Raw genomic sequence first — 23788 nt, forward strand, 5'->3', positions numbered from 1 at the left:
CGGAGCACCCGTTTGTCCAGGTCATGACGGTAACTGTCCGCATAGTGGGAACGGGTGTTGCGATCGTGTGAACCCGTTCCCACGGCGATGGGTCCCGGCCTGGGCCGCCGGTCGAGGGCGGGGTTGGAAGACCGGCGGCCCCTGCCGCGCAGGAGCCGTCGTCCTGTGCGGCGCTGCTACCAGTTGACTGCCCGACAGCGGACCTCGGGAGCGCGCACGCGCGTCGGGCGTGTGCGAAACGTTCACACGGGGCGCGCACCGTAGAACGCGCGCTGGTCGCGAGAGCGGGCGTGCGCTCCCAGGCCCCGGCGTGCGGCGGCCCGGAATGCGCACCCACCCGCCGCCCTCGCCCCGCTCACCACCCGCGCGCGTGCCACTCCGGCAGATGCGGCCGCTCCGCGCCCAGGGTGGTGTCGTTCCCGTGTCCGGGGTACACCCACGTCTCGTCCGGCAGTACGTCGAAGATCTTCGTCTCGACGTCGGAGATCAGGTCGGCGAACGCCTTCGGGTCCTTGTGCGTGTTGCCGACACCGCCCGGGAAGAGGCAGTCGCCGGTGAAGACGTGCGGGTGTCCGTGCGGATCGTCGTAGACCAGGGCGATGGACCCCGGCGTGTGCCCGACGAGGTGCCGCGCGGTGAGTTCCACGCGCCCGACCCTGATCACGTCACCGTCGTCGACCAGGACGTCGGTGGGCACCGGGATGCCGGGCGCGTCCTCCCGGCCGGCGTACGTCCGCGCGCCCGTGGCGTCGACGACCTCGGCGAGCGCCTGCCAGTGGTCGCCGTGCCGGTGCGTGGTGACGACGGACGCGATGCCGTCGTCACCGATCATGGAGAGCAGCGTGTGCGCCTCGTTGGCGGCGTCGATCAGGAGCTGCTCGTCGGTGGCCCGGCAGCGCAGCAGATAGGCGTTGTTGTCCATCGGGCCGACCGCGATCTTGGTGATCATCAGGTCCTTCAGCTCGTGGACGTCCGCCGGTCCGCCGACCTTGACCTCTCCGCTGTACGTCATGACGGCAGCCTATAGCGGGGAGTGCCGGCGGCACGGCCGTCGCGCTACAGCGGGGGCAGCTTCGGCAGCGGGCCCCCCGTGGCGTCCAGCGCGGCTCCGTCGCGGCGGCCGGCGAGCCAGCCCAGCAACTCGGCCGCGGGGCCGCTGACCGTGACCTGCGGTGCGGCCGCCTCGCGCCCCGTGCTCCACGCGCGCGTGCCGTCCGTGACACGGGTCGCCGGGACGTCCGGATGCCCGGAGAACCGCCGGGCCAGGAAGTCGATCTCCCGCTCGGTGAACTCCGCCGGAAGGTCCTCCAGCTCGTAGCCGACCCCGAGGTCCACATGGTGCAGCTCGACCTCGACCCACCGCCGGAACGGCACCCGGGCCGCGGAGTCGGTGACTCCATTGCGCAGCTCGACCGTGCGGGACCAGTCCGCGGGCACCGACCCCGTCCGCTGGAAGCGGGCGGCGCTCTCGCGCACGTCGACGAGCTGGGCGTCCAGCGGGCGGGGAGCGTCCCGCTCGATGTCGGCGTCCCGCGCCGCGGCGCTCGCGTACATGGGGCGGCCCTCGAGGACGTTGACGAGCGCGTCCGCGTTGCGGGCGACGTGGGCGAGGACGTGCCCGCGGCTCCAGCCGGGCAGCCGTGACGGCTCGGCGAGCGAGGCGTTGTCCAGTGCGGCGGCAGCGGTGAGGAGCCGCTCGGTCGCGTCACGTACACAGGCCAGGTCATGAGCGTGATCAATCATGGACCTGACCCTAGCCGGGCCACACGTTCGGGTGAAGGTGGTGAAGCCCGGCCGCAAATCGAAAGCACGTGCTATATCGTCGTGGGCGGCGTCGGGCATGCTGGATGCCCGGGGGTTGTTATGCAACCGGGAATCCGACCGGCGTTGTCAGTGGCTCCCCCTAGTCTCGAAGAAGCACGGGGGCCCCGCCCCTGTCACTTCTCTGAAGAAAGGTGCGGACCGGCGTGGCCGACCGTCTCATCGTCCGTGGAGCGCGCGAGCACAACCTGAAGAATGTCTCGCTCGACCTCCCGCGCGACTCGCTCATCGTCTTCACGGGCCTGTCGGGGTCGGGCAAGTCCTCGCTGGCCTTCGACACGATCTTCGCCGAGGGGCAGCGGCGCTACGTGGAGTCGCTCTCCTCGTACGCCCGGCAGTTCCTCGGTCAGATGGACAAGCCGGACGTGGACTTCATCGAGGGCCTCTCCCCGGCGGTCTCCATCGACCAGAAGTCGACCTCGCGCAACCCGCGCTCGACGGTCGGCACCATCACCGAGGTCTACGACTACCTGCGGCTCCTCTTCGCGCGCATCGGCAAGCCGCACTGTCCCGAGTGCGGTCGCCCGATCTCCCGCCAGTCGCCGCAGGCCATCGTCGACAGGGTCCTGGAACTGCCGGAGGGCAGCCGCTTCCAGGTGCTCTCCCCGCTGGTGCGCGAGCGCAAGGGCGAGTTCGTCGACCTCTTCGCCGACCTCCAGACCAAGGGCTACTCCCGCGCGCGCGTGGACGGCCGGACGATCCAGCTCTCGGATCCGCCGACGCTGAAGAAGCAGGAGAAGCACACCATCGAGGTGGTCGTCGACCGCCTCACGGTCAAGGAGTCCGCCAAGCGCCGGCTCACCGACTCCGTGGAGACCGCCCTCGGCCTGTCCGGCGGCATGGTCGTGCTCGACTTCGTCGACCTCGCCGAGGACGACCCCGAGCGCGAGCGCATGTACTCGGAGCACCTCTACTGCCCGTACGACGACCTGTCCTTCGAGGAGCTGGAGCCCCGCTCCTTCTCCTTCAACTCGCCCTTCGGCGCCTGCCCCGAGTGCACCGGCATCGGCACGCGCATGGAGGTCGATCCGGAGCTGATCGTCCCCGACGAGGACAAGTCCCTCGACGAGGGCGCCATCCACCCCTGGTCGCACGGGCACACCAAGGACTACTTCGGCCGGCTGATCGGCGCCCTCGCGGACGCGCTCGGCTTCCGCACCGACATCCCCTTCGCCGGCCTGCCGCAGCGGGCGAAGAAGGCCCTGCTGTACGGCCACAAGACCCAGATCGAGGTGCGGTACCGCAACCGGTACGGCCGCGAGCGCGTGTACACCACGCCCTTCGAGGGCGCCGTGCCCTTCGTCAAGCGACGGCACAGCGAGGCCGAGAGCGACGCCAGCCGCGAGCGCTTCGAGGGCTACATGCGCGAAGTGCCCTGCCCCTCCTGCGAGGGCACGCGCCTGAAGCCGATCGTCCTGGCGGTCACGATCATGGAGAAGTCGATCGCCGAGGTCTCCGCGATGTCGATCAGCGACTGCGCGGACTTCCTGGGCGAGCTGAAGCTCAACGACCGGGACAAGAAGATCGCCGAGCGGGTCCTGAAGGAGGTCAACGAGCGGCTGCGGTTCCTGGTCGACGTCGGCCTGGACTACCTCTCGCTCAACCGCGCGGCCGGCACCCTCTCCGGCGGCGAGGCCCAGCGCATCCGCCTGGCCACCCAGATCGGCTCCGGCCTCGTCGGTGTCCTGTACGTGCTGGACGAGCCGTCCATCGGCCTGCACCAGCGCGACAACCACCGGCTGATCGAGACCCTGGTCCGGCTGCGCGACATGGGCAACACGCTCATCGTCGTCGAGCACGACGAGGACACGATCAAGGTCGCCGACTGGGTCGTGGACATCGGCCCCGGGGCCGGCGAGCACGGCGGCAAGGTCGTGCACAGCGGCTCCCTGAAGGAGCTGCTCGTCAACGCCGAGTCGCAGACCGGCCAGTACCTCTCGGGCCGCAAGTCGATCCCGGTCCCGGACGTACGGCGCCCGCACGACCCGTCCCGCCGGCTCACCGTGCACGGCGCGCGCGAGAACAACCTGCAGGACATCGACGTGTCCTTCCCCCTGGGCGTGTTCACGGCCGTCACCGGCGTGTCCGGCTCCGGCAAGTCCACGCTGGTCAACGACATCCTCTACACGCACCTGGCCCGCGAGCTCAACGGCGCGCGCAACGTCCCCGGCCGGCACACGCGCGTCGACGGCGACGACCTGGTCGACAAGGTCGTGCACGTCGACCAGTCGCCCATCGGCCGCACCCCGCGGTCCAACCCGGCGACGTACACCGGCGTCTTCGACCACATCCGCAAGCTGTTCGCCGAGACCACCGAGGCGAAGGTCCGCGGCTACCTGCCCGGCCGTTTCTCCTTCAACGTCAAGGGCGGCCGCTGCGAGAACTGCGCGGGCGACGGCACGATCAAGATCGAGATGAACTTCCTCCCGGACGTCTACGTCCCGTGCGAGGTCTGCCACGGCGCCCGGTACAACCGGGAGACCCTGGAGGTCCACTACAAGGGCAAGTCCATCGCCGACGTGCTCAACATGCCGATCGAGGAGGCGACCGACTTCTTCGAGGCGGTCCCGGCCATCTCCCGGCACCTGCGGACCCTGAAGGACGTCGGCCTCGGCTACGTCCGGCTCGGCCAGTCCGCGACCACCCTGTCCGGCGGTGAGGCGCAGCGCGTGAAGCTCGCCAGCGAGCTGCAGAAGCGCTCCACCGGCCGCACGGTCTACGTCCTGGACGAGCCGACCACCGGTCTGCACTTCGAGGACATCAGCAAGCTGCTGACGGTCCTCTCCGGCCTGGTCGACAAGGGCAACACGGTCATCGTCATCGAGCACAACCTCGACGTGATCAAGACGGCCGACTGGATCGTCGACATGGGTCCCGAGGGCGGCGCCGGCGGTGGCCTGGTGGTGGCCGAGGGCACGCCCGAGGAGGTCGCCGGGGTTCCGGCCAGCCACACCGGCAAGTTCCTGCGCGAGATCCTCGGCGCCGACCGCATCAGCGATGCGGAGCCGGTGAAGGCGCCGCGGGGCGCGGCGGCCAGGAAGACCGCCGCGGCCGGCTCGGCGGCGAAGAGGACCGTGACGGCCAAGGCCAACAACACGGCGGTCAAGAAGGCCGCCGGGGCGGCGAAGAAGGCGGCACCGGCGAAGAAGACGACGCGGGCCCGCAAGGCCTGAGACGGACACGGCTGTGTCCTGAACCGTCATCGGAACGAACGTCGCCGGAAGAGCCGGAAGAAGCGGCGCCCCGCGGGACCTCCCCGCGGGGCGCCGCTCGTTCCACCGCATCGGAGCAGGCCGGCCTCCCCCCGGCCCCCTCCGACGCCCCGGCGCTCACTGGGCCCCGCCCCGCCCCGCCCCGGCCCGTTCTGCCCGGGTATCGTCGCCGTGCACGCACCCTGACCTGCTGGAGTCCCAGATGCCCGCACGCCCCTTCGCGCGCCGTCGTACCGTTCTTCGAGGGGCCGCCGTGGCCCCGGTCGCCGGGCTGGGACTGGCCGCCTGCGCGGCGCCCGGCGACGGCGGTCCGGCCGATGCGACGCCGACGGCGCCGGTCGACCTCGGTGCCGAGAGCGAGGTCGCGAAGGGCGGTGCCAAGCTCTACCGGGAGCGGAACGTGGTGGTCGGCCGGGAGGAGAGCGGCGCCCTCAAGGCGTACAGCACGATCTGCACGCACGCCGGGTGCCCCATCAACAAGCTCCAGGGCACGACCCTGGTGTGCCCCTGCCACGGCAGCCAGTTCGACGCGCTGACCGGCAAGGTGGTCCAGGCACCGGCCACCGAGCCGCTCAACGAGCTGCCGGTGAGGACGGCGAACGGCAGGATCATCGTCGGCCCGGGCGCCTGAGCCGCCGGGTCCCGCAGCGTCGCTCAGCCCCTTCCGTCACTCCCAGTCCCAGGCGATGCCGATCAGGCCGGGCCGGATCCGGGGCTCGACCAGGTGGACGCTGTGGTGCGGGCCGCTCACCGGCAGCTGGTGCCGTCCGCTGCGCGGGGCCGCCGGCGAGTGCTGGGTGAAGCGGTGGCAGCGCGTCGGCAGCGCGGCCGCGTCGAAGCCGACCTGCAGCGCGTACTGGCCGCCCGGGAAGCCGAACCGGTGGACGTACTCGCGGCAGACGCCCGCCGTGCCGTCCTCGATGCCGTACCGGAAGAGGAAGGTGTCGCCGGCGCGCAGCCGGGTGCCGAAGAGCAGCTCGGCCACCAGGACACCGGTGTCCTGGTCCCAGCGGACCCGCCCGGTGCGGCAGTTCTCCAGCGCGAGCACGGCCATCTCGCGCGGGCTGGAGCCGGGGTCGCCGTGGTGGACGGCGACGAAACGGTCGACGCCGTCGCGGTGGGCGCGCACGATGTGGTGGGACTCACGGCCCGCCAGCTCCCGGTGGGCGCCGATGCGCACGCGTTCGTGGTGGCCCAGGGTGTGCAGCCCGCCGTCGAGGAACCAGTCCAGTTCGACCTGGAGTCGGCTCAGGACGTCGGAGGCCTCGATCAGGGAGCGGTAGGAGCGGGCCGAGGGGCGGCCGGCGGCGGAGTGCCGGCCGGAGTCGGCGAGCAGCCGGATGAGGGACTCGTCCGGGAGCTGGAGGATCTCCTCCAGGGCCCGTACGGCGCGCAGGGACTCGGGCCGCTGGGGGCGCCGGGCGCCCTGTTGCCAGTAGCTCAGACTGGTGACCCCCACCTTCACCCCGTGCCGGGACAGATGGTGCTGCACACGCTGCAGCGGCAGCCCCCGGGCGGCGATCGCGGCGCGCAGCGCCACGTGGAAGGGGCCGCCCCGCAGGGCCGTGTCCAGTTCCGCGGTGGGGACGTCCGCGTGCTCTGTGGCGTGCCGCATGCACAGGGGCCTTTCTGTGAGTGTCACGACGGCTGGTCGGACCGCCCGCACGGGGCGCGGGGCCACCCCCGTGGGCGCCGGGAGCGCCCCTCTTCTCGCACACCGCGTCCGTACGCCGGTGCGCGCGGCCCCGAGTTCCCCCGCATTGAAGCGTGTTGACCAGACCGCGACAACACCTCGGACCGGTCACCGCCCGCTCCTGGCCGAGCCGCGCCCCCTGCGCACGGCCCCGCCCGACCCGCCTGCCGAGCGTTGTCCACAGGCCCGACGCGGTGTCGGTGCTCGCCAGTAGGGTGTGAGACATGGCCGATCCCTCCAGCTACCGCCCCAGGCCGGGAGACATCCCGGACTCTCCCGGGGTGTACAGGTTCCGTGACGAGCACCGCCGGGTGATCTACGTCGGAAAGGCGAAGAGCCTGCGCCAGCGCCTGGCGAACTACTTCCAGGACCTGGCGAACCTGCACCCGCGCACCCGGACGATGGTCACCACCGCCGCGTCCGTGGAGTGGACCGTGGTGTCCACGGAGGTCGAGGCGCTGCAGCTGGAGTACTCCTGGATCAAGGAGTACGACCCCCGGTTCAACGTCAAGTACCGCGACGACAAGAGCTACCCGTACCTCGCGGTGACGATGAACGAGGAGTTCCCCCGCGTCCAGGTGATGCGCGGTCACAAGAAGAAGGGCGTCAGGTATTTCGGCCCGTACGCGCACGCGTGGGCCATCCGGGACACGGTCGACCTGCTGCTGCGCGTCTTCCCCGTGCGCACCTGCTCCGCCGGTGTGTTCAAGAACGCGGCCCGCACCGGCCGGCCCTGCCTGCTCGGCTACATCGGCAAGTGCTCCGCCCCCTGCGTCGGCCGGATCACCCCGGAGGACCACCGGGATCTGGCCGAGGAGTTCTCCGACTTCATGGCCGGCCGCACCGGCACGTACCTGCGCCGTCTGGAGAAGCAGATGACCCGGGCGGCCGAGGAGATGGAGTACGAGCGGGCGGCCCGCCTGCGCGACGACATCGAGGCCCTGAAGAAGGCCATGGAGAAGAACGCGGTCGTGCTCGCCGACGCGACCGACGCCGACCTCGTCGCCGTCGCCGAGGACGAGCTGGAGGCGGCCGTGCAGATCTTCCACGTGCGCGGCGGGCGGGTGCGCGGCCAGCGCGGCTGGGTGACCGACAAGGTCGAGGAGGTCACCACCGGCGCCCTCGTCGAGCACGCCCTGCAGCAGCTGTACGGTGAGGAGACCGGGGACGCCGTTCCCAAGGAGGTCCTGGTCCCGGCCCTGCCCGAGCCGGTGGAGCCCGTCCAGGAGTGGCTCGCGGAGCGCCGCGGGGCGGGCGTCTCCCTGCGCATCCCGCAGCGCGGCGACAAGAAGGCGCTCATGGAGACCGTGCAGCGCAACGCCCAGCAGGCTCTCGCCCTGCACAAGACCAGGCGCGCCTCCGACCTGACCACCCGCTCGCGCGCCCTGGAGGAGATCGCCGAGGCCCTCGACCTGGACAGCGCCCCGCTGCGCATCGAGTGCTACGACATCTCGCACCTGCAGGGGGACGACGTGGTCGCCTCCATGGTCGTCTTCGAGGACGGTCTGCAGCGCAAGAGCGAGTACCGGCGCTTCCAGATCAAGAGCTTCGCCGGCCAGGACGACGTGCGCTCCATGCACGAGGTGATCACCCGCCGCTTCCGGAGGTACCTCGCGGAGAAGGAGCGGACGGGGGAGTGGGCCGACGGCGAGACGGTCGCGGCGGACGGCGAGGGCGCCCTGCCCGACGGCGAGCCGCTCGCCGGCTCCCTCAAGGACGACGACGGCCGGCCCAGGAAGTTCGCCTACCCGCCCCAGCTCGTCGTGGTCGACGGTGGCCAACCGCAGGTCGCCGCGGCCCGGCGCGCACTCGACGAGCTGGGCATCGACGACATCGCCGTCTGCGGCCTCGCCAAGCGCCTGGAGGAGGTCTGGGTACCCGGCGAGGACGACCCGGTGGTGCTGCCCCGCACCAGCGAGGGCCTGTACCTGCTGCAGCGGGTCCGCGACGAGGCCCACCGCTTCGCGATCACCTACCAGCGCACCAAGCGCGCCAAGCGCTTCCGCGCCGGCCCCCTGGACGACGTGCCCGGCCTCGGCGAGACCCGCAAGCAGGCGCTCATCAAGCACTTCGGCTCGGTGAAGAAGCTGCGGTCCGCAACGGTCGAGCAGATCCAGGAGGTGCCCGGCATAGGCCGCAAGACGGCCGAGACCATCGCGGTGGCCCTCGCCCAGGCGGCTCCGGCCGCACCCGCCGTGAACACGGCGACGGGAGAGATCATGGAGGACGAGGAACCCGCACCGACGCAGGGTCCCTCGGGGGAGCCCGTGACAGCGGGCGCCCCGGACGAACGACGGGGGCAGGAGACATGACCGAGCACGACGCACAGCCCGCAGCGGACCGAGAACAGGCGGACCGGGAACAGACGGTCGCGGGGGAGCCGCAGCACGCGGCGCAGGAAAACGGAGCACAGGTGAGTACGGACGTCACGCCGGCCGGGACCCCCGAAGCGGCCATCCCCGAGCTGGTGATCATCTCCGGCATGTCCGGAGCGGGCCGCTCGACCGCGGCCAAGTGCCTGGAGGACCTCGGCTGGTTCGTCGTGGACAACCTCCCGCCCGCCCTGATCCCCACCATGGTGGAGCTGGGCGCCCGCTCGCAGGGCAACGTGGCGCGGATCGCGGTCGTCGTCGACGTGCGCGGCCGACGCTTCTTCGACAACCTCCGGGAGTCGCTGGCGGACCTGGAGTCCAAGCACGTCACCCGGCGGATCGTCTTCCTGGAGTCCTCCGACGACGCCCTGGTGCGCCGCTTCGAGTCGGTGCGCCGCCCGCACCCCCTGCAGGGCGACGGCCGCATCGTCGACGGCATCGCCGCCGAGCGGGAACTGCTGCGCGAGCTGCGCGGCGACGCCGACCTGGTGATCGACACCTCCAGCCTCAACGTGCACGAGCTGCGCGCCAAGATGGACGCCCAGTTCGCCGGCGAGGAGGAGCCCGAGCTGCGGGCCACGGTGATGTCCTTCGGGTTCAAGTACGGCCTGCCGGTCGACGCCGACCTGGTCGCCGACATGCGCTTCCTGCCCAACCCGCACTGGGTTCCGGAGCTGCGCCCGTTCACCGGCCTCAACGAGGAGGTCGCCGCCTACGTCTTCAACCAGCCCGGCGCCAAGGAGTTCCTCGACCGGTACGCCGAACTGCTGCGGCTCATCGCGGCCGGCTACCGGCGCGAGGGCAAGCGGTATGTGACCATCGCCATCGGCTGTACCGGCGGCAAGCACCGCTCGGTCGCGATGTCGGAGAAGCTCGCCGCGCGCCTGGCGGCCGAGGGCGTGGAGACGGTGGTCGTGCACCGGGACATGGGACGGGAATGACGGAACGTACACCGCGGCTGAGCAGGCTGCGCCGGGTCGTGCCGGAGGGCCGGGCGAGCCGCGGCGCCGCCCGGCCGGCCGAGGCCCGCGGCGGCCGACCCCGCCGGCGCGGCACCCAGCCCAAGGTCGTCGCCCTGGGCGGCGGCATGGGCCTGTCCGCCTCGCTCGCCGCGCTGCGCCGGATCACCGGCGACCTCACCGCCGTGGTCACGGTGGCCGACGACGGCGGCTCCAGCGGGCGCCTGCGCGACGAGCTGGGCGTGCTGCCGCCCGGCGACCTGCGCAAGGCGCTGGCCGCGCTGTGCGGGGACGACGACTGGGGCCAGACCTGGGCCAGGGTCATCCAGCACCGCTTCCAGTCGCAGGGCGACCTGCACGACCACGCGGTCGGCAACCTGCTGATCGTCGCCCTCTGGGAGCAGCTCGGCGACCATGTGCAGGCGCTGGACCTGGTCGGCAAGCTGCTCGGCGCGCAGGGGCGGGTGCTGCCCATGTCCGCCGTGCCGCTGGAGCTGCAGGCCCTGGTCAAGGGGCACGACCCGGAGCGGCCCGAGGACGTCGACACCGTCCGGGGGCAGGCGACCGTCGCCCTCACCCCCGGCGAGGTGCAGTCCGTGCATCTCGTGCCGCACGACCCGCCCGCCGTCCCCGAGGCGGTCGCCGCCGTCCTGGACGCGGACTGGGTGGTGCTCGGGCCCGGCTCCTGGTTCTCCTCGGTGATCCCGCATCTGCTCGTCCCCGAGCTGCTGGACGCGCTCACCGAGACCAAGGCGCGCAAGGTCCTGTCCCTGAACCTCGCCCCGCAGCCGGGAGAAACCGAGGGCTTCTCCCCGCAGCGTCATTTGGAGGTTTTGGGGCGACACGCCCCTAAACTCGCCCTGGACGTGGTGCTGGCCGACGAGGCCGCGGTGCCCGACCGCGACTCGCTCACCGAGGCCGCCAAGCGGCTGGGAGCCGCGGTCGAGCTGGCGCCGGTGGCCCGGACCGACGGCAGCCCCCGGCACGACCCGGAGCTGCTGGCCGCCGCGTACGACCGTATTTTTCGGATGCATGGAAGGATCGGCCCATGGCGATGACGGCAGCGGTGAAGGACGAGATCTCCCGGCTCCCCGTCACCCGGACCTGCTGCAGGAAGGCGGAGGTCTCCGCCATTCTGCGGTTCGCCGGCGGCCTCCACCTGGTGAGCGGGCGCATCGTGATCGAGGCGGAGCTGGACACCGCGATGGCGGCCCGCCGCCTCAAGCGGGACATCCTGGAGATCTTCGGCCACAGCTCCGAGCTGATCGTGATGGCACCCGGCGGGCTGCGCCGCGGCTCGCGGTACGTCGTACGCGTGGTCGCGGGCGGCGACCAGCTCGCGCGCCAGACGGGCCTGGTCGACGGCCGGGGCCGCCCGATCCGCGGTCTGCCCCCGCAGGTGGTCTCCGGAGCCACCTGTGACGCCGAGGCCGCCTGGCGCGGTGCCTTCCTGGCGCACGGCTCGCTCACCGAGCCGGGGCGCTCCTCCTCCCTGGAGGTGACCTGCCCGGGACCGGAGGCCGCGCTGGCGCTGGTCGGCGCCGCCCGCAGGCTCTCCATCGCCGCCAAGGCGCGCGAGGTGCGCGGGGTGGACCGGGTGGTCGTGCGCGACGGTGACGCGATCGGCGCCCTGCTGACCCGGCTCGGCGCGCACGAGTCGGTGCTGGCCTGGGAGGAGCGCCGGATGCGCCGCGAGGTGCGGGCCACGGCGAACCGTCTCGCCAACTTCGACGACGCCAACCTGCGCCGCTCGGCCCGCGCCGCCGTGGCCGCCGGCGCCCGGGTCCAGCGAGCCCTGGAGATCCTCGGTGACGAGGTCCCCGAGCATCTGGCCGCCGCCGGCCGGCTGCGCATGGAGCACAAGCAGGCCTCCCTGGAGGAGCTGGGTGCGCTCGCCGACCCGCCGCTGACCAAGGACGCGGTCGCGGGCCGGATCCGTCGCCTGCTGGCCATGGCCGACAAGCGCGCCGCCGACCTGGGCATCCCCGGCACGGAGGCCAACCTCAGCGAGGAGCTCGCGGACAACCTCGCCGGCTGACCGACAGCGCGTCACACACGCCGGTGCCTGCGCCCGTTCGGGTGGTCGGCACCGGCGTTTGCGTGTCCGTGATGCGGCCTTGACTCGATCATGAAGTGACATGAGCCTGGCAACCTGTTCGTCGCTGTGGCGAACCACCACTTGGGGGGTTCATGAGACACAGAGCGAGATCGATCCTCGCTGTCGGCACGCTCCTCCTCGCGGGAGCGGGCCTCGCACCCGTGGCGGCACCCGTCGCCCAGGCACAGACCGGACGCCCGGCCCCGTCCGACCCCGACGAGGTCAAGGTCTTCCACGCCCAGATCACCCGTGCACAGTTACCGCTCCTCCTCGAGGCCGGCCAGGACGGCACGGAACTCGGCGAGCAGATGGGCGGCGGCGGCCGGGCGACCGTCGAGGTCTACCTCACCCGCCGGCAGGCCGCGCAGCTCGGGAGGCGAGGCGTCCACCTCACCGAGCACACCCTCCCGGCCAGGGCCGCGGCCCGCGTGGAGGACGCCGCCGAGGGCGTGTTCCGCCCGTACAGCGGAAGCGGCGGCCTGAAGGAGGAGATCCTTCGCACCGCCCAGGCCCACCCCGGCCTCACCAAGGTCGAGTCCATCGGCCGGACCGTGGGCGGCAAGGACATCCTCGCCCTGAAACTGACCAGGAACGCGAAGAAGTCCGAGGACGGCTCCAGGCCCTCCGTGCTCTACATGTCCAACCAGCACGCGCGCGAGTGGATCACGCCGGAGATGACCCGCCGGCTGATGCACTACTACCTGGACCACTACAAGACCGACAAGCGCATCAGGAAGATCGTCGACTCCACCGAACTGTGGTTCGTGATCTCGGCCAACCCCGACGGCTACGACTACACCTTCAAGAGCCCCGGCACCCGCCTGTGGCGCAAGAACCTGCGGGACGTCAACGGCGACGGCGTCATCGGCACGGGCGACGGCGTCGACCTCAACCGCAACTTCCCCTACAAATGGGGCTACGACGACGAGGGCTCGTCCCCCGACCCCGCCGACGAGACCTACCGCGGCGCGCGCCCCGAGTCCGAGCCCGAGACCAAGGCCCTGGACTCCTTCGAGAAGCGCGTCGGGTTCCGGTACGCCGTCAACTATCACTCGGCCGCCGAACTCCTCCTCTACGGCGTCGGCTGGCAGGTCGCCACAGCCACCCCGGACGACGTCCTCTACAAGGCGCTCGCCGGCACCCCCGACAACCCGGCCATCCCGGGCTACCATTCACAGATTTCCTCGGAGCTGTACACCACCAACGGCGAGGCGGACGGCCACGCGTCGAACGTCAACGGCACGGCGATGTTCACCCCCGAGATGTCGACCTGCGAGACCGCGTCGGACGCCGACCCCAACGACGCCTGGAAGCCCGAGGACTGCCGGTCCGTCTTCGACTTCCCCGACGACGAGAAGCTGATCCAGCGGGAGTTCGAGAAGAACGTCCCCTTCGCGCTCTCCGTCGCCGAGACCGCCGTCCACCCCGACCGGCCGGTCTCCTCGGTCGGCCTGAGCGCCGCCGACTTCACGCCGGCCGCGTTCAGCACCTCGTACGCGCGCGGCGCGGACCAGGAGGTCGCGGTCGTCGCCCGCAGATCGGTCCGGGACAAGAGGCTCAGGTACCGCGTCGACGGCGGCCGTACGCACGAGCGGACGCTCAAGCCCTGGAAGGGCGGCCGCACCTACGGCGGCGAGGACAACCTCTACTTCGACGAGTACCGGGCCACCGTGCCGGGCGCCCAGCCGGGCGACCGGGTCGAGGTGTGGTCCACCGGCAGGACCAGGAGCGGCAAGAAGGTCTCCGGCCCGCACTTCACCTACGCCGTCGCGAAGCGCCCCGAGGCGGACACCCTCGTCGTCGCCGAGGAGGGCGCGGCCGCCGGCCAGGCACGGACGTACGCGGACGCGGTCCGGGCGGCCGGACACCGGGCGCTCGTCTGGGACGTCGCCACCCAGGGAGCCCCCGACGCGCTCGGCGTGCTGAAGCACTTCAGGACCGTCGTGCACTACTCGGGCGCCGCCGGACCGGGCAACGCCACCCAGCTCCAGTTGCGCGCCTACCTCAACGAGGGCGGCAGGCTGATCGAGGCCGGCGAGCTGGCCGGTGGCAGCGTCGACCTCGGCGACGGCACCCTCTCGGACGACTTCAGCCAGTACTACCTGGGCGCCTACAGCCGCACGTCCCTCAAGGGAGCCACCGGGTTCACCGGTTCCGGCGCCCTCGCCGGCTACAGCGGCGCCCTCGGGGACGCACCCGGCAACCCGCTGGACAAGGCCGGCAGCTACAGCGTCACCTCCGACGAGCTGCCCGCCGCCACCCACCCGCAGTTCAGCAGCGCCGGTGCGGGCCGGTTCGCCGGCACCACCGACCCGTACGGGCCGTACAGCGGCACGTACATGGCGGCGGCCGTGCACACCGACAACGCCTACAAGCGCCTCACCCGCACCATCGACCTCACCGGTGTCACGGCGGCCGACGCGCCCGCCCTCCGCGCCCGGATGCTGTGGGACACCGAGCCGGGCTACGACCACGCGGTGGTCGAGGCACACACCGTGGGCGCCGACGACTGGACCACCCTGCCGGAGGCGGGCGGCGCCACCCGGTCCGCCGTACCGTCCGAGTGCGGAGGCGGGTTCCTCATCGGCGAGCACCCCTGGCTGCGGCACTACCTGACGCTCGCGGACGGCGCCTGCACCCCGTCCGGCACCACCGGCTCGTGGCACAGCCTCACCGGCAGCTCCGGCGGCTGGCGGCAGGTGGGCTTCGACCTGAGCGCGTACGCCGGCAAGCGCGTCGAGGTCTCGATCGGCTACGTCACCGACCCGAGCACCGGCGGGCACGGCGTCCTCGTCGACGACGCGTCGCTCGTCGTCGGCGGCACGGCGAAGGAGACCGAGGGCTTCGAGACGTCGCTGGGCGCCTGGAGCGTGGCCGGACCGCCCGCGGGCAGTCCGGAGGTCCGCAAGGACTGGACGCGCACCGGAGCGCTCTTCCGGACCTACGCGGCGGTCACCACGGACGACACCGTGCTGCTCGGATTCGGGCTCGAACAGGTGCCGTCGGCGGCCGGCCGGGCGGCCCTGCTGAGGAAGGCGTACGCCTCGCTCGACAGGTGAGCGCGACCCCCTCTCAACGGTGCACGGAGAGGGGGTCATCAGGTGAGCCGACCCGCTCACGAACGAGTGAAAAGGGCGTCGGCGGGCACCGGCATTCCATAACAAAGAACAGCGAAACGACCGCCGTTCCGGCACGGTCCGTACCCTACTGGCCGGTACGGACCGCCTGCCCGTGTATGCGGCATCTCGATGTCACCCCGGGGGCCCCGGAGAGGTAGGGTCGGGGGTGGTCGGGGACATCCCAAATACAGCTCGCCGGCACCGCATGGCCGGCGTACCAACGAGGAGATCGGTTCGTGACGATCCGCGTAGGCATCAACGGCTTCGGCCGCATCGGGCGTAACTACTTCCGCGCGCTGCTGGAGCAGGGTGCGGACATCGAGGTCGTGGCTGTCAACGACCTGGGTGACACCGCGACCACCGCGCACCTGCTCAAGTACGACACGATCCTGGGCCGCCTGAAGCAGGAGGTCTCCCACACCGCCGACACGATCACCGTCGACGGCCACACGATCAAGGTGCTCTCCGAGCGCAACCCGGCCGACATCCCCTGGGGCGAGCTGGGCGTCGACATCGTCATCGAGTCGACCGGCATCTTCACGAAGAAGGACGACGCCGCCAAGCACATCGCCGGTGGCGCCAAGAAGGTCCTCATCTCGGCCCCGGCCAAGGACGAGGACATCACCATCGTGATGGGCGTCAACCAGGACAAGTACGACGCCGCCAACCACCACGTCATCTCCAACGCCTCCTGCACCACCAACTGTGTGGCGCCGATGGCGAAGGTCCTCGACGAGAACTTCGGCATCGTCAAGGGCCTGATGACGACGGTGCACGCGTACACCAACGACCAGCGCATCCTGGACTTCCCGCACAAGGACCTGCGCCGCGCCCGTGCCGCCGCCGAGAACATCATCCCGACCACCACCGGTGCCGCCAAGGCCACCGCCCTGGTGCTGCCGCAGCTCAAGGGCAAGCTGGACGGCATCGCCATGCGCGTCCCGGTCCCGACCGGCTCGGTCACCGACCTGGTCGTCGAGCTCGGCCGCGAGGTCACCAAGGAAGAGGTCAACGCCGCCTTCCAGAAGGCCGCCGAGGGCGAGCTGAAGGGCCTGCTCGACTACACCGAGGACCCGATCGTCTCCTCGGACATCGTCAACGCCCCGGCCTCCTGCACCTTCGACTCCTCCCTGACCATGGTCCAGGAGGGCAAGAACGTGAAGGTCATCGGCTGGTACGACAACGAGTGGGGCTACTCCAACCGCCTCGTGGACCTGACGGTCTTCGTCGGCAACCAGCTCTGAGCGCCGAAGCTCGAAGCAGCAGGACCTTGAAGTGAGAGCAGGGCTCGGGCAGCGCACCGCCGCGCTGTCCGGGCCCTGTCTCGCGTACGGACCACGCCCTCATACGATCAGGGGCATCACGAGCCCTCCTGTAGGAGTCCACTCAATGAAGACGATCGACGAACTTCTCGCCGCCGGCGTGAGCGGCAAGCGGGTCTTCGTCCGCGCCGACCTCAACGTGCCGCTCGCCAGCGGCACCATCACCGACGACGGCCGCATCCGCGCCGTGCTGCCCACCGTGAAGGCCCTCGCGGACGCGGGCGCCAAGGTGGTCGTCGCCTCGCACCTGGGCCGTCCCAAGGGCGCCCCGGACCCCGCCGTCTCACTCGCACCGGCCGCCTCCCGCCTGGGTGAACTCCTCGGCTCCGCCGTGGCCTTCGCGACCGACACCGTCGGGCAGTCCGCGCAGGACACCGTCAGGGGCCTGACCGACGGCCACGTCGCCGTCCTGGAGAACCTCCGCTTCAACCCCGGCGAGACCTCCAAGGACGAGGCCGAGCGCGGCGCCTTCGCCGACCGGCTGGCCGCCCTCGCCGACGTGTACGTGGGCGACGGCTTCGGGGCTGTCCACCGCAAGCACGCCTCGGTGTACGACCTGCCGGCCCGCCTGCCGCACTACGCCGGCTACCTCATCGCCACCGAGGTCGGCGTCCTGAAGAAGCTCACCGAGGAGGTCAAGCGCCCCTACGTGGTCGCGCTCGGCGGCGCCAAGGTCTCCGACAAGCTCGCCGTCATCGACCAGCTCCTCGGCAAGGCCGACCGCCTGCTCATCGGCGGTGGCATGGCCTACACCTTCCTCAAGGCCAAGGGCTACGAGGTCGGCATCTCCCTCCTCCAGGAGGACCAGGTCCCGGTCGTCACCGAGTACCTGGAGCGGGCCGAGAAGCAGGGCGTGGAGCTGGTCCTGCCCGTCGACGTCGTGGTGGCCCGCCAGTTCCCGGACCTCAAGGCGCAGGCGCCCACCGAGCACGCCGTGGTCGACGCCGACAAGATCCCGGCCGACCAGGAGGGCCTGGACATCGGCCCGAAGACCCGGGAGCTGTACGCCTCGAAGCTCGCCGACGCCCAGACCGTGTTCTGGAACGGCCCCATGGGTGTCTTCGAGCACCCGGACTACGCCGAGGGCACCAAGGCGGTCGCCCAGGCCCTCGTGGACGCCGACGGGTTCACCGTCGTCGGCGGCGGCGACTCCGCCGCGGCCGTGCGTACGCTCGGCTTCGACGAGAAGGCATTCGGCCACATCTCGACCGGTGGCGGCGCCTCCCTCGAATACCTCGAGGGCAAGACGCTCCCCGGCCTCGCCGCACTGGAGGACTGACCCCGCATGACGACTCGCACGCCGCTGATGGCGGGCAACTGGAAGATGAACCTCAACCACCTCGAGGCCATCGCGCACGTCCAGAAGCTCGCCTTCGCCCTGGCCGACAAGGACTACGAGGCCGTCGAGGTCGCCGTCCTGCCGCCCTTCACCGACCTGCGCTCCGTGCAGACCCTGGTCGAGGGCGACAAGCTGAAGATCAAGTACGGCGCCCAGGACATCTCGCAGCACGACTCCGGTGCCTACACCGGCGAGATCTCCGGCCCGATGCTGGCCAAGCTGAAGTGCACGTTCGTGGCGATCGGCCACTCCGAGCGCAGGCAGTACCACGACGAGACCGACGAGATCGTCAACGCCAAGGTCAAGGCCGCCTACAAGCACGGCCTGACCCCGATCCTGTGCGTCGGCGAGGAGCTGGACGTCCGCGAGGCGGGCAACCACGTCTCCCACACCCTCACCCAGGTCGAGGGCGGCCTGAAGGACCTCCCGGCCGAGCAGGCCGAGACCGTCGTGATCGCCTACGAGCCCGTGTGGGCCATCGGCACCGGCAAGGTCTGCGGCGCCGAGGACGCCCAGGAGGTCTGCGCCGCCATCCGCGCCAAGCTCGCCGAGCTGTACTCCCAGGACGTGGCCGACAAGGTCCGCATCCAGTACGGCGGCTCCGTGAAGGCCGGCAACGTCGCCGAGATCATGGCGCAGGCCGACATCGACGGCGCCCTGGTCGGCGGTGCCTCGCTGGACGCCGACGAGTTCGTCAAGATCGTCCGCTTCCGCGATCAGTAGGACGAGCGGTGAGTAGGCGGTAGCGGCGATACGTCGTACCCTTGCGGGGGCGCAGCCGGAGTGCTGTGCCCCCGTCGTCCATCCGAATCCGAGGAAGTTGGTCCAGCCGTGGTTTTGGGGTTCTCGATCGCCCTGATCGTCTTCAGCCTGCTGCTGATGCTGCTGGTGCTGATGCACAAGGGGAAGGGCGGCGGCCTCTCCGACATGTTCGGTGGCGGTATGCAGTCCTCCGTCGGCGGCTCCTCGGTCGCCGAGCGCAACCTCGACCGCATCACCATCGTGATCGGTCTGCTGTGGTTCGCGTGCATCGTGGTCCTCGGCATCCTGATGAAGTCGAACAGCTGACGCCGCCGCGAAGGCACACATTCCATACGTAAGGCCCCATGTTCGGTACGCGCTCCTGTACGCGGCCTATCATGGGGCTTGCGTCTACGTGAGGGGTCGGTAACTCCCACCACTGGACGCGCGTTGGGCCTTACGTAGACTGAGGCGCTCGCGGCGAAGCGGAACGCCGACTCGCTTCGCGGCACCATCACGCAGGGAGTTACGACCGTGGCAAGTGGCAACGCGATCCGAGGAAGCCGGGTCGGGGCGGGGCCGATGGGCGAGGCCGAGCGCGGCGAGTCCGCGCCGCGTCTGCGCATCTCCTTCTGGTGCTCCAACGGGCACGAGACGCAGCCCAGCTTCGCCAGCGACGCGCAGGTGCCCGAGACCTGGGACTGCCCGCGTTGCGGCTTCCCGGCCGGTCAGGACCGGGACAACCCGCCGGACCCGCCGCGCACCGAGCCGTACAAGACGCACCTCGCGTATGTACGGGAGCGGCGCAGCGACGCGGACGGCGAGGCGATCCTCGCGGAGGCGCTCGCCAAACTGCGCGGCGAAATCTAGGACTTCACCGGCCGGGCCCCCAGGGTGCCTGGCCGGAGCGGTTTCGCCGGACTGAGAGCCGCTGCCTCGAAGCACTTCCTGTGTCACCTCGCTGATACCCGCGTGTCAGCCGGACGTACCTGTTGTTGCCCGCGTGGACGGCGCCGCGACCGCCGTGCCACCAGCTGATCAACTAGGTTGGGACCGGCAGCGGGGCAAGGTACGCAGCAGGACAGACGCAGGAGAGAAGGCTGAAGTCGGACATGAACGCAGACGGCCGTACCAGGCTCAACCAGACCCCCGAGTGGACCGCGCTCGCCAAGCACCGCGAGGAGCTGGCCGACACCGGTCTGCGGGAGCTGTTCGCCGCCGATCCGGGGCGCGGCACCGGGTACACCCTCCAGGTCGGCGACCTGTACATCGACTACTCGAAGCACCTGGTCACCGACGAGACGCTGCGGCTGCTGCGGGAGCTGGCCGCCGCGACGGACGTCTTCGGCCTGCGGGACGCCATGTTCCGCGGCGAGAGGATCAACGTCACCGAGGACCGGGCGGTCCTGCACACCGCGCTGCGGGCCCCGCGGGACGCGGTGATCGAGGTCGACGGGGAGAACGTCGTACCGAAGGTGCACGCGGTGCTGGACAAGATGGGCGACTTCGCCCGGCGCGTCCGCTCCGGGGAGTGGACGGGCCACACCGGCCGGCGCATCAAGAACGTGGTCAACATCGGCATCGGCGGCTCCGACCTCGGCCCGGCGATGGCCTACGAGGTGCTGCGCGCCTTCACCGACCGCGACCTCACCGTCCGCTTCGTCTCCAACGTCGACGGCGCCGACCTGCACGAGGCCACCCGAGACCTGGACCCGGCCGAGACGCTGTTCATCATCGCCTCGAAGACGTTCACGACGATCGAGACGATCACCAACGCCACCTCGGCCCGCAAGTGGGTGCTGGACGCCCTCGGCGACGACGCCGCCGTGGCCCGGCACTTCGTGGCCCTGTCCACGAACGCCGAGAAGGTCGCCGAGTTCGGCATCGACACGGCCAACATGTTCGAGTTCTGGGACTGGGTCGGCGGCCGGTACTCCTACGACTCGGCGATCGGCCTGTCCCTGATGATCGCCATCGGCCCGGACCGGTTCCGGGAGATGCTCGACGGCTTCCGCCTGGTCGACGACCACTTCCGCACCGCGCCGCCCGAGGCCAACGCCCCGCTGCTGCTGGGCCTGCTGGGCATCTGGTACGGCAACTTCCACGACGCCCAGTCGCACGCGGTGCTGCCGTACAGCCACTACCTGTCGAAGTTCACCGCCTATCTGCAGCAGCTCGACATGGAGTCCAACGGCAAGTACGTGGCGCGGGACGGCCGGCAGACCGACTGGCAGACCGGGCCGGTCGTCTGGGGCACGCCGGGCACCAACGGGCAGCACGCCTACTACCAGTTGATCCACCAGGGCACCAAGCTGATCCCGGCGGACTTCATCGGCTTCGCCGCGCCGGTCGCCGAGCTGAGCGGGGAACTGCGGGCCCAGCACGACCTGTTGATGGCCAACTTCTTCGCCCAGACCCAGGCCCTCGCCTTCGGCAAGACGGCCGAGGAGGTCCGCGCGGAGGGCGTGCCCGAGGAGCTGGTCCCGCACAAGACGTTCCGGGGCAACCGGCCGACGACCACGATCCTCGCGCGCGAGCTGACGCCGTCCGTGCTCGGCCAGCTCATCGCCCTCTACGAGCACAAGGTGTTCGTGCAGGGCGCGGTGTGGAACATCGACTCCTTCGACCAGTGGGGCGTGGAGCTGGGCAAGGTCCTCGCCAAGCGCGTCGAGCCCGCGCTCACCGAGGGCGCACAGGTGCCGGGCCTGGACGCCTCGACGACGGCACTCGTGGCCCGCTACCGCGAGCTGCGCGGCCGCGGCTGACCCGCCGCCCTCCTCGGGCGTGCCCGGTCCGGCGTCAGGTCACCGCGCTCAGCGTGTCGGCCAGGCGCCGCCGGGCCGCACGGGCCGCCGGAAGGGCGGCGAGGGCGGCGGCGCCCAGGACCGCGCCCGCACCCAGCAGGAGCAGCAGGCCGGCCGGGGGCGCCTGGGCGATCCCCGCGCCGATGCCGCTGGAGTCGCCCTGGGCGTCGATCAGCCGGCGGGCCAGCGGCAGCCCCAGCGCCGTAGCGGCGACGACCGCCGCCAGCGCCGTACAGGTCGTCGCCGTGACGGTGATCGCGGTGATCTGGCGGGGGGACATGCCGATCGCCCGCAGCGCCAGTACGTCCCGCTCGCCCTCGCGGACACTGCCGCCGATCGCGGTGAGCAGGTCGACGAGCCCGATGAGCGCGAGCACGGCGATCAGCCCGGCGACGACCGCGCGCAGCGGGGAGAGCCCGTCGGCCGGATTCGTCACCGGGTGCACCTCCAGATGCCCGCCGCCGGCCGCCGCGAGCGCCGAGGCGACCCGCTGCGGGTCGGCGCCCGGGCGCAGCCGGAGCTCGTAGAAGGCGGGGGACAGCTCCGGGTCGTAGTCGCGCAGGGTGTCCAGGGAGGTCGTCACCACCCGGCCGGCGTTCTGCGGCTCGATGCTGCGGCCCACGATGTGCAGGATCTGCGGCCGCGAACCGACCGTGATCCGCACCCAGTCGCCGACCCGGCGGTGCAGCAGGTCGAGCAGGCCCTGGCCGGCCACCGCCTCCTCCGGTCCCCGCGCGGCCCGGCCCTCGGCGAGCGTGCTCGGATAGGGCCGGGCGTCCGTGCCGACGCCGCGCAGGGCGAAGGTGCCGGTCTGGCCGGGGAGCAGCGCGGCCACCTCCACCCCGGGGTAGGCGTCGGCGACCTCGGGGTTCGCCGCCAGCACGGACCGTACGGCGGGGTCGCTGATGCCGTCGTCCGCGCGGACCGTGAGGGTCGTGGGCAGGCCCATCCGCTGCGGGCTGCTGTGGAACCGGTCGAGCGTGGTCCACGCGCTGAGCGCCACCACGACGAGCAGCAGCGGAAGCGTCAGCCGGGCCACCCCGGCCAGCGACCGGCCCCGGCCCGCGAACGCCTTGTGGCAGCCCAGCACCAGCGCGGCCGGCAGCCGCAGCCCCAGCGCCCGCCGGGCCAGGCCCGTCAGCCGGGCGCCCGGCGCGGCCGACGGACGCGCCACCGGCACCGGGGAGATCCGGCCGGCCCGCCAGGCGGCGAGCCCCGTCGTCAGCCCGATGAACAGCACCGCGCCCACCGGCACCGCGAACAGGGCCACGGTGCGCCCCGGCAGCCCCTGCCAGACGCCCACCGCGTCCCCGAGCCGCCCCGGGATCCGGCTGCCCAGACCCTCGGTGAGCGCGGCGGCGGCCACCGCCCCCAGCGCGGCGTACGCCAGATGCTGGAGCAGGAAGATCCGCACCACCTGGCCGGGCGTGAACCCGATGGCCTTCAGCACCGACAGGTCCCGCAGATGGCCCCGGATCCGGGTGCCGATCGCCCCGTGCACGGCCAGCCCCGCGGCCGCCAGGGCACCCAGGCCGAACAGCCCGAGCACCTGGCCGAGCAGCCGGTTGTCGCCCTGCGCCGCGGCCCGGGCCTGCTGCCAGGTGGAGACCTCCCCGACCGCGCTCGCGCCCAGCACGGTCACGGCACGCTGCACCACGTAGTCCGTGTCGGCCGGATCGCTCAGGCGCAACCCGGTCACCTGGCCGTTCGGGGCGCGCACGGCGGACGGCAGCGCCCAGACGAGCCCCGGCTGCGCACCCGGGCTGTACCCCGGCTCGGCGCTGTCGGCGACGCCCTCGACGGTCAGCGTGCGGGCCGTGCCCGGCAGGGTGAGGGTGTCGCCGGGCTCGACCAGCAGGGCCCGGGCGAGCCGGCTCTCCAGGACCACGCCGTCCGGCTCGTCCCGGTCCAGCCAGCGCCCCGCGGTGAGCAGCGGGCCGCCGATCGAGGGCAGGCGCGGGGTGCCGCGCAGTTCGACGGCGGCCCGGGTGCCGCGGGAGGCGACGGTGACGGACTCGGTGGGGTACGGCCCGGCGACGGACTCCACGCCGTTCACCCGGGCGAGCTTGCCGGCGTCGGCGCCGGCGGCCGTGTGGATCCACACGTGCGCCCCGCGCACCTGGGTGAAGACCCGCTGCCAGGGGTTGGTGGCATAGCCGAACAGGGCGGCGGCCAGCAGCAGCGAGGCGACGATGCCCGCCGTGGCGAGCGTGATGAACAGCGCCTCGCCGCGGTGCGCGCGCAGATCGGAGTGGGCCCAGCGCAGGGTGGCTCGCATGCGCTCAGCCTCCGGTCGTGGGACGGTCGT

General features: G+C 71.7%; 17 protein-coding genes. 13 read left to right on the forward strand and 4 right to left on the reverse strand.

What is annotated here, in order from left to right; all coding sequences use genetic code 11:
- Window positions 1-355: 355 nt before the first annotated feature.
- Complete coding sequence (locus ACZ404_RS18370) at window positions 356-1012, reverse strand: MBL fold metallo-hydrolase (RefSeq protein ID WP_468441022.1); 657 nt, start codon at window positions 1010-1012, stop codon at window positions 356-358.
- Window positions 1013-1056: 44 nt separating this feature from the next.
- On the reverse strand, window positions 1057-1743 hold the full coding sequence (locus tag ACZ404_RS18375; protein ID WP_468441024.1) for a maleylpyruvate isomerase family mycothiol-dependent enzyme: 687 nt from the start codon (window positions 1741-1743) through the stop codon (window positions 1057-1059).
- A 224-nt stretch (window positions 1744-1967) separates the two neighbouring features.
- On the opposite strand from ACZ404_RS18375, the gene uvrA reads away from it, so the two are divergent.
- Window positions 1968-4994 (forward strand): excinuclease ABC subunit UvrA, encoded by a 3027-nt coding sequence (gene uvrA, locus ACZ404_RS18380; protein WP_468441026.1) that lies wholly within the window; start codon window positions 1968-1970, stop codon window positions 4992-4994.
- A gap of 241 nt (window positions 4995-5235) precedes the next feature.
- The gene (locus ACZ404_RS18385; RefSeq protein ID WP_468441028.1) at window positions 5236-5664 is read left to right on the forward strand and encodes a Rieske (2Fe-2S) protein; all 429 of its coding nucleotides are present in this window, start codon (window positions 5236-5238) and stop codon (window positions 5662-5664) included.
- 36 nt (window positions 5665-5700) lie between these two features.
- Here ACZ404_RS18385 and ACZ404_RS18390 read toward each other — a convergent pair whose 3' ends face one another.
- Window positions 5701-6648, reverse strand: coding sequence for a hypothetical protein (locus tag ACZ404_RS18390; protein WP_468441030.1), 948 nt, complete (start codon window positions 6646-6648; stop codon window positions 5701-5703).
- Window positions 6649-6950: 302 nt separating this feature from the next.
- On the opposite strand from ACZ404_RS18390, the gene uvrC reads away from it, so the two are divergent.
- From uvrC to pgi, 11 genes are all read left to right on the forward strand, one after another.
- On the forward strand, window positions 6951-9038 hold the full coding sequence (gene uvrC, locus ACZ404_RS18395; RefSeq protein ID WP_468441032.1) for an excinuclease ABC subunit UvrC: 2088 nt from the start codon (window positions 6951-6953) through the stop codon (window positions 9036-9038).
- A complete protein-coding gene (gene rapZ, locus ACZ404_RS18400; RefSeq protein WP_468441034.1) occupies window positions 9035-10039 on the forward strand; it encodes an RNase adapter RapZ in 1005 nt (334 codons plus the stop codon). The genes uvrC and rapZ overlap by 4 nt, the downstream gene beginning before the upstream one ends.
- Window positions 10036-11115, forward strand: a complete 1080-nt coding sequence (locus ACZ404_RS18405; RefSeq protein WP_468441038.1) for a gluconeogenesis factor YvcK family protein — start codon at window positions 10036-10038, stop codon at window positions 11113-11115. The genes rapZ and ACZ404_RS18405 overlap by 4 nt, the downstream gene beginning before the upstream one ends.
- Window positions 11106-12095, forward strand: coding sequence for a DNA-binding protein WhiA (whiA, locus tag ACZ404_RS18410; RefSeq protein WP_030583311.1), 990 nt, complete (start codon window positions 11106-11108; stop codon window positions 12093-12095). Before ACZ404_RS18405 ends, whiA begins: the two co-directional genes overlap by 10 nt.
- A 152-nt stretch (window positions 12096-12247) precedes the next feature.
- The gene (locus ACZ404_RS18415; RefSeq protein WP_468441040.1) at window positions 12248-15214 is read left to right on the forward strand and encodes a M14 family metallopeptidase; all 2967 of its coding nucleotides are present in this window, start codon (window positions 12248-12250) and stop codon (window positions 15212-15214) included.
- A 296-nt stretch (window positions 15215-15510) separates the two neighbouring features.
- Window positions 15511-16518 carry a type I glyceraldehyde-3-phosphate dehydrogenase gene (gap, locus tag ACZ404_RS18420; protein WP_132854504.1) on the forward strand — a complete coding sequence of 336 codons (1008 nt, stop codon included), beginning with the start codon at window positions 15511-15513 and terminating at the stop codon, window positions 16516-16518.
- Window positions 16519-16663: 145 nt separating this feature from the next.
- Window positions 16664-17875, forward strand: a complete 1212-nt coding sequence (locus ACZ404_RS18425; protein ID WP_468441043.1) for a phosphoglycerate kinase — start codon at window positions 16664-16666, stop codon at window positions 17873-17875.
- 6 nt (window positions 17876-17881) lie between these two features.
- Window positions 17882-18658 (forward strand): triose-phosphate isomerase, encoded by a 777-nt coding sequence (gene tpiA, locus ACZ404_RS18430; protein ID WP_468441045.1) that lies wholly within the window; start codon window positions 17882-17884, stop codon window positions 18656-18658.
- Between the two features lie 108 nt (window positions 18659-18766).
- Entirely contained in the window at window positions 18767-19003 is a 237-nt protein-coding gene (gene secG / locus ACZ404_RS18435) for a preprotein translocase subunit SecG (protein WP_468441047.1), read from the forward strand.
- 207 nt (window positions 19004-19210) lie between these two features.
- Window positions 19211-19546 carry an RNA polymerase-binding protein RbpA gene (locus tag ACZ404_RS18440; RefSeq protein ID WP_003976875.1) on the forward strand — a complete coding sequence of 112 codons (336 nt, stop codon included), beginning with the start codon at window positions 19211-19213 and terminating at the stop codon, window positions 19544-19546.
- 242 nt (window positions 19547-19788) lie between these two features.
- On the forward strand, window positions 19789-21441 hold the full coding sequence (gene pgi, locus ACZ404_RS18445; protein WP_468441049.1) for a glucose-6-phosphate isomerase: 1653 nt from the start codon (window positions 19789-19791) through the stop codon (window positions 21439-21441).
- A 34-nt stretch (window positions 21442-21475) separates the two neighbouring features.
- On the opposite strand, the gene ACZ404_RS18450 is transcribed toward pgi, so the two are convergent.
- Window positions 21476-23758 carry an FtsX-like permease family protein gene (locus ACZ404_RS18450; protein WP_468441051.1) on the reverse strand — a complete coding sequence of 761 codons (2283 nt, stop codon included), beginning with the start codon at window positions 23756-23758 and terminating at the stop codon, window positions 21476-21478.
- Between the last annotated feature and the right edge of the window lie 30 nt (window positions 23759-23788).

The sequence above is a fragment of the Streptomyces sp. NPDC030798 genome, from assembly GCF_055572275.1.